Consider the following 14,308-nt stretch of genomic DNA (forward strand, 5'->3'; position numbering starts at 1 on the left):
GTGGATGGAACGGCGCAATGAGGCGCCTTCCAGCCAATGCCTGCCAGATGACCACTTCCAATACCCTCAGCACCCGCCAGATCCGCCAGGATTTCCTCGATTTCTTTGCCGGCAAGGGCCACACCATCGTGCCCTCCGCCTCGCTGGTCCCGGGCAACGATCCCACGTTGCTTTTCACCAATTCCGGCATGGTGCAGTTCAAGGACGTGTTCCTGGGCGCTGAGAAGCGTAGCTATGTGCGTGCAGCCGACGTGCAGCGATGCCTGCGCGCGGGCGGCAAGCACAACGACCTCGATTCGGTCGGTTACACCGCGCGCCATCACACCTTCTTCGAGATGCTGGGCAACTGGTCGTTCGGCGACTATTTCAAGAAAGAAGCCATCGGCTGGGCGTGGGAGCTGCTGACCGAAGTCTGGAAGCTGCCGAAGGAACGTCTGCTGGTGACCGTCTACCACACGGACGACGAGGCCTATGATCTGTGGCACGACATGATCGGCCTGCCGGCCGAGCGGATCGTCCGCATCGGCGACAACAAGGGCGCGCCGTACGCCTCTGACAATTTCTGGCAGATGGCCGACACCGGCCCCTGCGGACCTTGCACCGAGATCTTCTACGACCACGGCGACCATATCGCTGGTGGCCCGCCGGGTTCCCCCGATGAGGATGGGGACCGCTATATCGAGATCTGGAACAACGTCTTCATGCAGTTCGACCGCCAACCCGACGGCACACTTGTCCCGCTGCCGGCGCCCTGTGTCGATACCGGCATGGGGTTGGAGCGCCTTGCGGCGGTCCTGCAGCATGTCCACACCAATTACGAGATCGACCTGTTCCAGGGTCTGATCCGCAAGGCGGCGGAACTGACCGGTACCACGGATCTCGAGAACAAGTCGCTGCGCGTCATCGCCGACCATATCCGCGCCTGCAGCTTCCTGATCGTCGACGGCGTGCTGCCCTCCAACGAGGGCCGGGGCTATGTGCTGCGCCGGATCATCCGGCGCGCGCTGCGGCACGGCTGGATGCTGGGCGTGCGCCAGCCGTTCTTCCACAGGATGGTCGGCACGCTGTCCGAGCTGATGGGCGATGCCTATCCCGAGCTGCCCGCGGCCCGTGAGTTGGTCGAGCGCGCGCTCAAGGCCGAAGAGGAGCGTTTCGCCGAAACGTTGGACTCCGGCATGCGCATCTTCGACGACGTCGCCGCACGCGTGGCCGATGGCGTGATTCCCGGTGCCGACGCGTTCCGGCTGTACGACACCTACGGCTTCCCGGTCGATCTGACCGCCGACATCGCGCGCGAGCGCGGGCTCACCGTGGACATGGCCGGCTTCGATGCCGCAATGGAGCAGCAGCGCGAGACCGCCCGCGCCGCAGGCAAGTTCACGTCGAACACCGGTTTGCCGGCGGACCTGGTGGCCAAGCTCTCTCCGACCGCGTTCCTGGGCTATGACCAGCTCGATGCCGGTGGCCTGCAGGTCGTCGCCCTGTTGAAGGACGGACGTCCCGTGGCGTCCGTCGATGCCGGCGACGAGGCGGTGGTGATCCTGGATCGCACGCCGTTCTACGCGGAGTCCGGCGGCCAGGTCGGCGACATGGGAGTACTGGCCGAGCAGGGCGTGGAATTCGATGTCGCCGATACGCTGAAGTTCGCGGGACAGTTCCACGGTCACGCCGGCCGCGTGGCCAAGGGCACGTTGAAGCTGGGCGATCATGTGGTCGCATCGGTCGATGCCGCGCGCCGTGCCAGCACCATCCTCAATCATTCGGCCACCCACCTGTTGCATGCGGCGCTGCGCGAGGTGCTGGGTACGCACGTCCAGCAGAAGGGTTCGCTGGTCGCGCCGGACCGCCTGCGCTTCGACTTCTCCCACTTCCAGCCGATGACGGCGGCCGAACTGGCCGAGATCGAGCGCCGCGTCAACGCGCAGATCCGCGCCAATAGCGCCGCCGAAGTGCATCACATGGGTATGCAGGAGGCCCTGGATTTCGGTGCCATGGCCCTGTTCGGCGAGAAGTACGGCGAGAACGTCCGTGTACTGAAGATGGGCGACTACTCCACGGAGCTCTGCGGCGGCACCCACGTCGGCCGTACCGGCGACATCGGCCTGTTCAAGCTGGTCGGCGAAAGCGGCGTGTCCGCGGGCGTCCGGCGTATCGAGGCGGTGACAGGGCAGGGCGCCCTGGATTACGTGGCCGACGAGGAGCGCCGGCTGTCCGAGGCGGCCGGTCTGCTGGGTGGCAGCACCGGCGAGGTGGTCGAGAAGATCCGTTCGCTGGCCGACCGGCAGAAGAAGCTCGAGCGCGAACTCGAGGCGCTGAAGGCCAAGGCGGCGTCCAGCGCCACCTCGGACCTGGGCAGCGCTGCCGTTGAAGTAGGCGGGATCCGCGTGCTTGCCTCGCGACTGGAAGGGTTTGATGCCAAGGCCTTGCGTGATGCCATGGACCGCCTGAAACAGCAGTTGGGGGACGCCGTTATCGTCCTGGCCGGTGCGGCCGACGGCAAGGCGGCGCTGGTGGCGGGCGTGAACGGCGCCGCAACCGGGAAGGTCAAGGCGGGGGAACTCCTCTCACATATCGCGGGTCAGATCGGCGGCAAGGGCGGTGGCCGCCCGGACCTCGCCCAGGGTGGTGGCGAGGACGGGCCCGCCCTTGCGACCGCCCTGCAGGGCGTTCCGGAGTGGGTCCAGCAGCGACTGGGCTGACCCGCGTATTGGACCAATCGGTGCTTGCGGCCGTGTGCCTCCGGCCGCTAACATGCTTTAGGTTCATGAATGTACCAGGAAGCCGCCGACCCGTTTTCACGGGACCAGCGCGCCCCCGGCACTATCCTTTGCCGGATTACGGAGAAGAAACATGTTGATCTTGACCCGCCGTGTCGGCGAAACCCTGATGATCGGCGATTCGGTCACGGTGACCGTCCTTGGCGTCAAAGGCAACCAAGTGCGCATCGGCATCACCGCACCCAAGGATGTGGCTGTGCATCGCGAAGAGATCTATCAGCGCATCCAGCGTGGCGAGGAAATTTCGTCGCCGGCCGCTTCGGAAAACATCACCGACTGATTTTGTTTGCCGCCTGCGCGGTGAGCCGCTATCCTATGCGGCCGCTGCAGCTTGGCTGCAATGCGAGCGACAAACCGGAGTGATGCCCGAGCGGCTGAAGGGGCTCCCCTGCTAAGGGAGTATAGGGTCAAAAGCCTTATCGAGGGTTCGAATCCCTCTCACTCCGCCAGTTTGAAGTTCGTCTTGCCTTACCGAAACGCGTGGGGAAACAGGATGCCGATGCCGTAGCTCTGCTCGGCGAAGCATCCTCCGGAAGCGTCGTCAGTGACGCCACGGGAAGCAACAAAGAAGTAGAAAAAGATTGACGAGCGGAAAACGTCTCACGCATAATTCCGCTCCTCACGCGCCCGTAGCTCAGCTGGATAGAGTACCTGGCTACGAACCAGGCGGTCGGGAGTTCGAATCTCTCCGGGCGCGCCATACAAAAGAAAAAACCGGCAAGGAAACTTGCCGGTTTTTTTTGTGCCTGGTCATTCTGCCGGCGCCCACCGTCCGAGATCTGCTGTCGATGTCTGGTGGCATGGGTGCTGCCGTTAGCGCATATGATCGAGTGCGTATGTGTCGCGACGCGTCTGTCGTCGTCCAGGTCCAATGAGCATCATGACTCCAGCGGAAAGCAGCGAGGTTCGACATGGCGTCATCGTTGAAAAAGTGGTGTCCGTTCGTGGTCCTGTTTCTGGCGGCGGTCGCACTGGTCGCCTGCGGGCGCGATGCCGCATCCGGGCAGCAGCAGGAACAGGCGCTTTTGCAGGCGCCCGCGGTAGGCGATCACTATGCGGCCGAACTTACCTATTTCTCCGACGCTGATTTCGAGCAGAGCGGGCGTGCCTTCGGTTTGATGAGAGTGATCGCGGTGGAGGGCGATGAGATCACGCTGGTAACGGAAAATGGCGGTTCGACCGACGAGCGCGCGGCCTTGAGAGCGCTTGCGGAGGGCGGCGGAAAAGCCAGTTTCGACGATAACGAGCGGATCATTCTCCGCAAGAGCGATCTGCTGGACGCCTATGAGGCGGGAAAGATATTGGGAGTACGCCGGTGATGTCGGCCCGATTATTTCCGGCCGCAGTCGAGATTATTATGTGACGAGATCCTGCTATTCGGAGATTGGCTACTTCTTTTCACCTGTGGTTGTAAAGGGGTCGATATAGTTTTCCTCGTCCCCTGTCCTGACGTCGGTTATCCATGCGTAGTTTCTCCAAGGCCGCCCTGGCCCTCTCCTTGGTCACTGCCCCCTGCCTCGCCTGGTCGGCTACCTATACGGTAGGTCCTTCCGGTCGGCAGTACACGCAGCTCTCGGCGGTGTTCGCCAACAATAATCTCGCGCCCGGCGATATCGTCGAGGTCGATGGCAATGCTACGTATAACGGCAATATCGTCGTCAACAGCGACGATGGAGGCGATGCCGGCAATCCTGTGATCATCCGCTGGAAGCGCGCAGCCGGTCAGTCGCGACCCTTGCTGCAGGGCGGAACCAACACGATCAAGTTCCAGCGTTCGAACAACGTGGTCTTCGAAGGCTTCGAAGTCACCGGCGGTTCCAATACCTGCATTTTCAGCGAGGCGCACAACGTGACGGTGCGTGACGCCGTGATCCGCAACTGTCCTTCGCACGGCATCCTTGCGGCGGACCAGAACTCTGGCTCGTTCACGCTCGAGTACAGCGAAATCCGCAACAGCGGTAGTGGCTCGCAGCGCCATCCCATTTACATGCAGTCGGACGAAGTGGCGTTTCCCGGCGCGGTGTTCCGCATGCAGTTCAACTACATCCATAGCGGAACGGGTGGAAACCTGGTCAAGGTCCGCCATGAGCGGGCAGAGATCTATTACAACTGGCTCGAAGGCGCCACCTACCAGGCGTTGGAGCTGATCGGTCCGGATTGCGCCACGCAACAGTCCGGCTGGAATGCCGGATTGCGTCGCGAAGATTCGGATATCGTCGGCAACGTCATCGTCCAGTCTGGTTCCTGGGCCAACGCGATCCGCATCGGTGGCGATCTGAACGGACGCAGCCAGGGGCGCGTGCGCCTGGTCAACAACACGATCCTGTTCACGCGCAGTGGCACGGCCAACGCCGTGATGGTGCAGTTGGGCGCCGGTTCGCTGGAGATGCACAACAACGTCATCCACCAGACGAGCACGGGCTCGCCGACCGTCATCGTGGAGAACTCGTCGGCCGAGACGCCTTACTGCGGACCGACGGGCACGTCGGCCTGGGACGCCGGTCGCAAGGTCGCGGGCAGCAACAACTGGGTGAAATCCGGCGCGGGCAACGTGCCCGGCGAATGGACCGGTACGCGCAACGGCAGCGATCCGGGCCTGACCAGCGTTGCCCAATGGAATCTGCGTCCTGCGTCGTCGAGCGTGCTGGTCGGCAATGGCAGCAACCCGCCGCCGACGCCTACCGCGTTTCCGTTCCCGTCGCCGCAGCTGATTCCGCTGTTCGATCCGCCCTCGCGCGCCAAGCTCGATCTCAACGGCCAGCGCTCGCGCGTGCTCTCCGGTGCGCGGCTCTCGATCGGCGCACTGGAATCCGCCGGCGGTACCGAGCCGGCCAAGCCCGTCCGCGTCAATGGCTCGCAGCCGCTCCAGCCCGGTGGCGCATCCGCCGCCACGGGCGCTGCATCGGTCCCCACGGCGGCGCTGAGTCCGGCGCCTGTGGCCACCGCTGGCGCTGTCCCGGGGGTGCCTTCCCTGACCGGGGCGGCGGTCGACACGACGACCACGGCGCGCCGGGTGCGCAAGTACGTCACGCAGCCTTCGCAGCCGCGCTACCGGCGCTGGGCCGCACCCGCGGCCTCGTGGTGCGACACCGAAGAAAGCGCCGAGGGCGAACGCTCGATCTGCAAGCACCCCTAAGCAGGATGTTCCCCCGGAAGGCGGCCGCGTTGTCGACGTGGCCGCCTTCCGCCGTTTTCAGCCGGGACTCCTGATGCCCGAGATCCGTCGCGCGGGCTTCCGCGCAGACGGTTGCGCCACATTGGCCGCTCACCGGCACGCCTGACGTTAGATCGACCGTAAGGCGGGAAACAGGGACTGGAGGCATTCCGTTCCATGTCGGATTGGGTCGGCAAGCCTCCGTTTCCAGCCTGGATGCTGTCCTGGGAAAACCGTTCCAGGGCAGGGGATCTCGGCGCGGGAATCAGGGGGTAGGGTCGTGGCACATGCCTTTGCGAGTCGCACAAATCGGGTGACGCGCGTTCTGTGGTTGCTTGAAGTCGCCATCTTGCTGCTGGCGGTCGCCGGCGCGGCGTGGTTGCGCTTTCTGGGTGATGACGAAGGCCGACAGGTGTTTCTGGAGACCGGCTTCATCCGCGGGTTGATCTTCGCCCTGGTCATCACGGTCTCGATGGTCGCCTTCGGCCTCTACCAGCCTCATGTCCGGCACACGCGCATCGACTTCGCGATCCGCATCGTGCTGTCGTTCGTCTTCGGTGCCGTCGGCCTGCTGGTGCTCTACTACCTGGCGCCGATGACGCACATCGGGCGCACGGTCTTCATGCTTGCGCTGTTGCTGGGACTTCTCGGCGTATGCCTGCTGCGAGCCGGCGCTTACCGGCTGATCGGATTCGATGCCTTCAAGCGCCGGATCCTGGTGTACGGCGCGGGCAAGAACGCAGACCTCATCAATCGCCGCATGCGTCGTCGATCGGATCGGCAATCCTTCGTGGTGGTCGGCTTCCTGCCCGTCAAAGGGCAGGAGACCATGGTGTCCGAAGACCTGCTGATCAACGGCGATGAGCGTCTGCCCGAACTGGCGGCCCGACTGGAAATCGACGAGATCCTGATCGCGCCCGACGAGCGTCGCGGCGGCCTGCCGATGGAAGATATCCTAGCCTGCGCCCAGGCGGGCGTGTCGGTGGTGGATCTGCCGGTGTTCTTCGAGCGTGAGGCCGGGCTGATCAAGCTGGAGGTCGTGGATCCTTCGTCGCTGGTGTTCGCCGGTGGATTCGACCACTCGCTTCCCCGCAGGCTCAGCAAGCGTTTTTTCGATGTCATGGCGGCGTTGCTGCTGTTGCTGGTCGCGTGGCCGGCGATGCTGCTGGTCGCCCTGTGCGTGCGGCTGGAAGGCACGGGCTCGACCATCCTGTACCGGCAGGTGCGCGTTGGCGAAGGCGGGCGCAGCTTCAACGTGGTGAAGTTCCGCAGCATGCGGACCGATGCGGAGAAAGACGGTGTTGCCCGGTGGGCGACGGCGAACGACGATCGCACCACGCGGGTGGGGCGATTCATCCGCCAGACCCGGCTGGACGAGTTGCCGCAGCTGTTCAACGTGCTCGCAGGCGACATGAGTTTCGTCGGGCCGCGCCCAGAGCGTCCTCAGTTCGTGGACCAGCTCAACAGCGAGATCCGCTACTATAGCGTTCGACACTCGGTGAAGCCGGGCCTCACGGGGTGGGCGCAGTTGCGCTATCCGTACGGCGCCTCGGTGAAGGATGCCGAGGAAAAGCTCAAGTTCGACCTCTTCTACGTCAAGAACCACGGCCTCGTTTTCGATCTGATGATCCTGCTGCAGACCGTCGAGGTGGTGCTGTTCCGGCGCGGCGGACGTTGAGGATGCAAGGGCCGCCCAGGGAGTGGGCGGCTTGATGGGGAAAGGCTGCGGTGATCACGGATGATCGTGCGCGTGCTTGCAGAAGAAGGGAACATGGATGGAGTCCATCCGGCAGCAGATCAGTGCATTCGTCGCAACGACGTTTCCGATGCCCGCAGGGGGTGAGGAAAGCCAGCAGGGGCGCAGCCTCCTGGACAGTGGTGCCATCGATTCCATCGGCGTACTCACGCTCGTGACCTGGCTGGAAGAGCAGTTCGGGATCGTGGTCGACGACGAGGATGTGGTGCCGGAGAACCTGGACAGCATCGACAGCCTGGTCGCCTTCGTGAGCGGGAAGCTCGGCGGCACGGTTCAGGCCGGATGATCCGCTGCGAAGCGCACCTCGCCGCCGGTGCGCGGGCGCATGGCGAGCGCACGGCCATCGTCAGCGGTACGGACCGCATCAGTTTCGCCGCATTGAATGCAGCCGCCGAGCGGTTCGCGGGCGCGCTGTCGACGCGGGCGGGATTCGCCAATGGCGAGCGCTGCGTGGTCTTCATGGAGAATCGTCCCGAGGTGGCCGTCGGTATCTACGGCACGCTGCGCGCGGGCGGTGTCTTCAGCGTGATCAATCCGACCACCAAGGCGGACAAGCTGGCCTTCGTGCTGGGCAACTGCGAAGCCTCGGTGCTGTTCACCCAGGCCAGCCTGCTGGAGGTGGCCACAGCGGCGGCCTCGCAATCGCCGAGCGTGCGCACGATCGTGGTGGTCGACGAGCCGGGAGTAAAGACCTGGCCGCCGGGCAGCATCGGGTACGCCGGATTCGTGGACGGCGCGGACGCTGCGCCTGCGATCGCGGGGATCGATACCGATCTGGCGATGCTGGTGTACACCTCGGGTTCGACCGGACATCCGAAGGGCGTCATGATGACGCACAAGAACATCGAGCACGCCGCCTCGTCGATCACCTGCTATCTGCAGTCGCAGCCCGGCGATGTGGTCCTCAGCGTGCTCCCGCTGTCGTTCGATTACGGTCTTTACCAGTTGCTGATGTGTGTGAAGATGGGCGCCACCCTGGTGCTGGAAAAATCCTTCGCGTTCCCCCAGAAGGTGCTGCCGCTACTCGCCCGTGAAGGCGTCACCGGGTTCCCGCTGGTGCCGACCATGGCCGCGCTGATCGTGCAGCTGCGGAATTTCCCGCCGGAGTGGGCGCACAGCGTGCGCTACCTGACGAACACGGCGGCGGCACTGCCGCCCGCGCACATCCTCCGCCTGCAGGAGATGTTTCCGAACGCCCGGATCTATTCGATGTACGGCATGACCGAATCGAAGCGCTGCACCTACCTGCCGCCCGAACATCTTGCGCGCAAGCCGGACAGCGTGGGCATCGCCATTCCGGGCACCGAGGTGTGGGTGGCCGGCGATGACGGCGCGCCGCTGGGGCCGGGTCATGTCGGTGAGCTGGTCGTGCGTGGCGGTCACGTCATGCAAGGGTACTGGCGTAACGAGGAAGCGACGGCGAAAGCGCTCAAGACGGGGCGTTATCCCTGGGAAAAGGTGCTGCACACGGGCGACCTGTTCCGCATGGATGACGAAGGGTTCCTGTACTTCGTCGGCCGCAAGGACGACATTCTCAAGTCGCGCGGCGAGAAGGTCAGTCCCAAGGAAGTGGAGAACGTCCTTTACGCCATGTCCGGCATCCGCGAGGCCGCCCTGGTCGGCGTGCCGGATCCCGTGCTTGGCCATGCACTGAAGGCGATCATCGTCGCGGACGATGGCGACATCGATGCGCGCGGCGTGATCGCCCACTGCCGCGCCCATCTCGAAGAATTCATGGTGCCGAGAACGGTCGAGTTCCGCGATGCCTTGCCGAAGACCGGGACGGGGAAGATCCGGCGCAGCGTGCTGCAGGCGGAAGCGGAAGGCAGGCCGTTGCCCGACGGCGAGTGACCGGCCGCAGCGGACGGGTCAGACCAGGGCTTCGATCACGTCCGGGTGCCCCAGGAAATCGCGGGGACTCGCACTGCGGCCGTAGGCGCCGGACTGGAACACCACGACGAGATCGCCCACCTCGGCCTGGTGCAGGGCTGCACGGTCGGCGAGCAGGTCCAGGGGCGTGCACAGCGGGCCGACGACGCTGGCCTGCGCATACTCGCCATGCCCCGCGTTGATGCACACCGGATAGTTCTTGCGCAGGACCTGGCCGAAGTTGCCGGAAGCGGCCAGATGGTGGTGCATGCCGCCGTCGGTGACCAGAAAGACCTGTCCGCGTGATGTTTTCCGGTCGACCACCCGCGCAACATAGAGGCCGGCTTCGGCGACCAGATACCGCCCCAGCTCGACCGTCAGGTACGCATCGGGGAAATCCGACGCTGCACGCGCATCGAGCATGGCGAGGTTGTCCATGATCGGTGCGATATCCAGAGGTGTTTCCTGGAGCGTGTAGGGAATGCCGAATCCGCCGCCCAGATTGAGCGAGCGTAGCGGCGAGGGCAGGAGCGCGCTCCACTCCAGTGCCTGCTCGTAGCATTTCTGCTGCGTTTCCACGATCGCGGCGGCGCGCAGGTTCTGCGATCCCGCGAACATATGGAAGCCTTCGAAGGCGAGTCCGCTGCCTGCGATCCGCTGGAGGGCTTGCGGGACGCGTTCGGCGTCGATCCCGAACGGACGCGCGCCGCCACTCATTTTCATGCCCGAGGACTTCAGCTCGAACGCGAGATTGACCCGCACCGCCACGCGTGCCGGACGGCCGGTGTCTTCGCAGAGCCGTGCGAGAAGATCGATCTCGCGGAAGGACTCGATGTTGATCAGGATCCCGGCCGCATGCGCCTGCTGGAGTTCCTGCGCCGACTTGCCGGGGCCGGCGAAGCTGATGTGCTCCGGTGCCATCCCGGCATCGAGGGCGACGCGCAGCTCCCCGCGCGAGGCGACGTCCAGGCCATCGACCAGGCCGGCCATCAGGCCGACCAGGGCCGGCATCGGGTTCGCCTTGATGGCGTAGTGCAGGCGCACGCGGGAGGGCAGGCGCGACTTGAGCGTGGTCGCGCGGTGGATCAGTCGCGAACGGTCGTACACGTAGCAGGGTGTCTGTCCGATCGCGTCGACGACGCGCGCGAGCGGTGTTCCGTTCACCAGCAATTCGTTGGCGTCGTCCCGTGGCCACGGCGCGTCGTCCATCCATGCGGTTGCGGGCGCCGGCACGGCGGTCGCCACGTCGTCGGTGGGCTGCGGGGAAGGTGCGGTGTCTTGGCCGGACATGCTCATTCGTCCTCGTCGGCGGCGGTCAGGTGCAGGGTCGCGGCGAGCGCTTGCGGCGGGCATGTCGTGGCGTGACCGAATACGGGACGGCGCGAGCGTGGCTTGAACCCGGCCGCGAGCCAGCCTGCCACCGCTGTGGAGGCGCCGGCGAACTCGAACCAGACGGCACGATGGCCGGCCGCATGGGCCGCATGCAGCAAGGTGTCGACGCGCGTGCGCGCGAGACCTTCCACGGCGTCGACCGACCAGAAGTCGTGGACGTGCAGGATGTTGTCTTCGCGCGCCTGGCAGGCGAACCAGGCCTCCAGCCGGCCATCGTCCCCACGCAGCAGCAGGTAGCGCGTGCTGGCCAGGGGCGAGCGGTCGAATCGCCAGTCCAGGTAGGCACGGTCCCGTATCGTGATCGGGCCGTCGCCGTGATGGCTGCCCGCCCACAGACGGTCCATCTCATCGGTACTGCGATCGACCCACTCGTGTCGGCACGGGCGCGCACGCAGTCGCCGACGCACGCGGTCGAGCGCGTCCAGCAGCGAACCGCCCGCCCATGCCAGCGGCGTCGGCAGGTGGCGCGCCAGATAGTCCTGATGCCGCAGCACGCGCGCATAGCGCACGATCTCGCCCAGTTGCGAATAGCCTGCCCGCAGGTAGACGGGAGTGGCCAGGGGATTGGGGAACACGTAAAGCAGGTCGTAGCGTTCGGCGGCGACCTGTTTCATGCGTCGCTGCAGGATCAGCGCCGGCCCCAGCCAGCGGTGCTCGGGTGCCACGGCCAGATCGACCATGAGCGCGCCGCGCGCGGGCTGCCCCCGCCAGAGCATGCGCCGCTCACCGGCGGCGACCACGCCCACGCGCGCTCCCGTTTCGCGATGCAGCAGCGACATCACCAGCGGTGCGTCGCCGGGGCAGTCCAGATAGAACCAGTCGTACTTCAGGCCCAGGCGCGTACCGCTGCCCAGATTGCCATCCCAGAGCGCGAGGACCTGTTCCCGATCGTGTCGCGCCGAGGCTTCGACCACGTCGTACGCGGCGCCGCTCAAAACTCGATGGCCCCCAGGTCGGGCGCGGATCCCTTGACCGGCCTGGCCATGGGAACGGAGCGGGTGTCGAGTTGATAGCGCACGGGATGGCTCCGGGTGGCGGGGGCGTTGGGTTGCGCGGCGTCGATGGCGGCGGTGCCGGCGAGCGGACGCAGCGTCGTCGGGGCCACCGGCATGATGCCATCCATCACGAGGTTCTCGCGACCCTGCAGCGCACCTCCCACCTTGCTGTTCGGCTGGGTGTCGCGCCATCCGCGGGTGATCCAGTTCCGCCCGAAGGTGATGATGCCTCCCGCCGTCCACGCGTCGCCGACATCCGTGCTGGCGCGCATGATGGGATTCTGCGTGGTGGCGTCGAAAATGAAGATGTTGTTGCGCACGTCCGCCCGTTCTTCCGTGGTCGACAGTTGGAACATCGCGGCATAGCCGTTGCCGGTGACGCGCACGGTGTTGTGATAGAAGTAGAGCGTGCCCTTGCGGTTGTTGGGCTCGCCCCAGTCCTCACCGGGCGAGCTGCCGTTGTGGTCGCCGCCGTAGTGGATCACGCTGCCCTTGCGGCCATCCTTGATGATCTGGTTGCCGTAGACGTAGGTGGAGCGGTAGGCGGGCGTGGCCTTCGCGGTCTGCGGGAAATCCTCGGCTTCCACCAGGTCCAGTGCGCGCGCACCGTCCTCGATGCGGTTGTAGCGCACGACGGTTCCGATCGAGCGGTCCTTGATGGAGTTGCCGCGGGCGCCGGCGCGCAGCGGACCGTAGTGGTTGAACTCGTACACCACGTCGATGCTCTGCACATAGGTGGTATGCAGGCGGTTGTTGCCCACGATCCCGTTGTTGTACATGCGGTTTCCGGCGATGCGGATGTCGCGCGTCTGCGCGAAGGCGCCGTCGTCGGTGGACTTGGTGAAGATCGCCTGCGAACAATCGGAGATCGCATTGTCGGCGATGGTGATGCCGTGTCCACGTTCCACCCAGATGCAGGCGCCGAACTCGTCGTAGCGGCGGCGGGCACCGTCGCTGTCGGTGAACTGGTAGCTCGGGTGTGCGCTGCGGATGTCCAGGCCGTCGATCTGGATGTGTTGCGGATAGGCTTCCCAGCCCGCCGACGCGGCCGGCTTGATGACGATGACCGAACGCGACTGGTGCAGCGGGTGGCCGTAGGACTGCCCCTTGCGGGTGACGGCATCGCGCCCGGTCACCACCGGGCGCTTGCCGTCCGCTCCCGGGATGCCGCACACGCGTACCGGCGCCTGTCCGGTGCCGCGCGCCGACAGCATGAACTTGCCCGCGTACGGCGCGTCGCGATAGTGGATGCGGACCGTGTCGCCTGCGGCGAGTTTTTCCCACGGCACCAGGTCCAGCGACGCCAGTCGTCCTTGTCCCTGGCCGACCTGGTAGTCCTTGCCCTTGCCCGACGGTTGGCAGGGCTGCAGGCCGAGGACGGCGCGCATCGCCTGCCGCGCGTCCGGGGTGCCCGCGTGCGCACCGTTCGTGGCGCCGAGGGCGGCCAGCAGCGACAGCCAGCCCAGACTGAAACCCAGGGGGCTGCGGCGTTGCGTGTGCGCGGCATGCAGCGGTGGGCGTCCCGGTGCGAAGGATGCGTGCGTCATGTTCCCGTCCTCAGGTCGCGGGCGGTGGAAAGGAGGCCTGCAGCCATGCGCGGATGCGCTCGACCAGGCGTTGCCGATGGGCGTCCAGATGGAAGACGTGGTCCGACTCCGGCCAGTGCACGAAGGACACCTCCGGCGCGGACGCACTGCGTCCGAACGTGGCGCGGAACTGGCGCGGGTGCAGGAAGTAGGACGTGCCGCCGGTGTACAGCGCGAACACGCGCACGCCACGCCCGACCAGCATCTGCATCTCCCTGCGCTCCGCGCCCACGGCGGGCCAGTCGCGCAGGGCGGCGTCGGTGATGTCGCGCGGTTCGTCCTGCGTGGACGCCGGCCGGCCGCGCAGGTTGCGCACGGCGGTCAACCACGCCGACGGTGGCTTGCGCACCAGCCGCCGCAGACGCGCCCACGTCGCCCAGGCGCCCTTGCGGGCGATGCCGTCCAGCAGGATCACGCCCTCCACGCGCGGATCGGCGACCGCGACCTTCCAGCCCGCGTCGGCTGCCGCACACAGGCCGCCGATGACGAAACGCTGGCAGCCGGTCTGCTTCGCGACCGCGTCGAGTACGCCGCGGATGACGTCCGTTTCGGGCCGGTCGGCGAGGTCGATGCTGTCGCCGATACCGGGCAGGTCGAAGCGCAGGACGGGGTAACCGGCCTCGCCGAGCAACCGGGCCAGGCGCGTTCCCATGCGATAGGGGCCGGCACGGTGGATGAAGCCGGCATTGAGCAGGATGACGGCCACCGGGTGCTGCCGTTGCTCGGGCAGGGTCAGCAGGCCGAAGAGCTCGGGGCCGAGCGACAGGATGATTTCCATG

General features: G+C 65.9%; 11 protein-coding genes and 2 tRNA genes. 9 read left to right on the plus strand and 4 right to left on the minus strand.

Annotated elements, in window-relative coordinates; genetic code table 11:
- The first annotated feature begins 47 nt into the window (after positions 1–47).
- The 9 genes from alaS (at position 48) to ACSQ1W_RS04085 (ending at position 9,538) form a co-directional block, all read left to right on the plus strand.
- Positions 48–2,699, plus strand: coding sequence for an alanine--tRNA ligase (gene alaS / locus ACSQ1W_RS04045; RefSeq protein ID WP_436041747.1), 2,652 nt, complete (start codon positions 48–50; stop codon positions 2,697–2,699).
- Between the two features lie 151 nt (positions 2,700–2,850).
- Positions 2,851–3,057: a carbon storage regulator CsrA gene (gene csrA / locus ACSQ1W_RS04050; RefSeq protein WP_162339065.1), complete on the plus strand. Its 207-nt coding sequence runs from the start codon at positions 2,851–2,853 to the stop codon at positions 3,055–3,057.
- A gap of 76 nt (positions 3,058–3,133) precedes the next feature.
- Positions 3,134–3,226: transfer RNA gene (locus ACSQ1W_RS04055), tRNA-Ser, on the plus strand.
- A gap of 174 nt (positions 3,227–3,400) precedes the next feature.
- Positions 3,401–3,477: transfer RNA gene (locus ACSQ1W_RS04060), tRNA-Arg, on the plus strand.
- 211 nt (positions 3,478–3,688) lie between these two features.
- The gene (locus ACSQ1W_RS04065; protein WP_436041748.1) at positions 3,689–4,096 is read left to right on the plus strand and encodes a hypothetical protein; all 408 of its coding nucleotides are present in this window, start codon (positions 3,689–3,691) and stop codon (positions 4,094–4,096) included.
- 143 nt (positions 4,097–4,239) lie between these two features.
- On the plus strand, positions 4,240–5,913 hold the full coding sequence (locus ACSQ1W_RS04070; protein ID WP_436041749.1) for a hypothetical protein: 1,674 nt from the start codon (positions 4,240–4,242) through the stop codon (positions 5,911–5,913).
- Positions 5,914–6,244: 331 nt separating this feature from the next.
- On the plus strand, positions 6,245–7,609 hold the full coding sequence (locus tag ACSQ1W_RS04075; RefSeq protein WP_343227255.1) for a TIGR03013 family XrtA/PEP-CTERM system glycosyltransferase: 1,365 nt from the start codon (positions 6,245–6,247) through the stop codon (positions 7,607–7,609).
- Positions 7,610–7,706: 97 nt separating this feature from the next.
- Positions 7,707–7,973, plus strand: a complete 267-nt coding sequence (locus ACSQ1W_RS04080; protein WP_436041750.1) for an acyl carrier protein — start codon at positions 7,707–7,709, stop codon at positions 7,971–7,973.
- Positions 7,970–9,538, plus strand: a complete 1,569-nt coding sequence (locus ACSQ1W_RS04085; RefSeq protein ID WP_436041751.1) for a class I adenylate-forming enzyme family protein — start codon at positions 7,970–7,972, stop codon at positions 9,536–9,538. Before ACSQ1W_RS04080 ends, ACSQ1W_RS04085 begins: the two co-directional genes overlap by 4 nt.
- Positions 9,539–9,556: 18 nt before the next feature.
- On the opposite strand, the gene ACSQ1W_RS04090 is transcribed toward ACSQ1W_RS04085, so the two are convergent.
- The 4 genes from ACSQ1W_RS04090 to ACSQ1W_RS04105 are packed head-to-tail and all read right to left on the minus strand — an operon-like array spanning position 9,557 to position 14,307.
- Positions 9,557–10,846: a pyridoxal-dependent decarboxylase, exosortase A system-associated gene (locus ACSQ1W_RS04090; protein ID WP_436041752.1), complete on the minus strand. Its 1,290-nt coding sequence runs from the start codon at positions 10,844–10,846 to the stop codon at positions 9,557–9,559.
- Positions 10,847–10,848: 2 nt separating this feature from the next.
- Entirely contained in the window at positions 10,849–11,883 is a 1,035-nt protein-coding gene (locus ACSQ1W_RS04095) for a hypothetical protein (RefSeq protein ID WP_436041753.1), read from the minus strand.
- Positions 11,880–13,490: a hypothetical protein gene (locus tag ACSQ1W_RS04100; RefSeq protein WP_436041754.1), complete on the minus strand. Its 1,611-nt coding sequence runs from the start codon at positions 13,488–13,490 to the stop codon at positions 11,880–11,882. The genes ACSQ1W_RS04095 and ACSQ1W_RS04100 overlap by 4 nt, the downstream gene beginning before the upstream one ends.
- A gap of 10 nt (positions 13,491–13,500) precedes the next feature.
- Positions 13,501–14,307, minus strand: a complete 807-nt coding sequence (locus ACSQ1W_RS04105) for an alpha/beta fold hydrolase (RefSeq protein ID WP_436041755.1) — start codon at positions 14,305–14,307, stop codon at positions 13,501–13,503.
- Between the last annotated feature and the right edge of the window lies 1 nt (position 14,308).

The sequence above is a fragment of the Pseudoxanthomonas sp. LjRoot143 genome (assembly GCF_964252945.1).
Lineage (GTDB): Bacteria > Pseudomonadota > Gammaproteobacteria > Xanthomonadales > Xanthomonadaceae > Pseudoxanthomonas_A.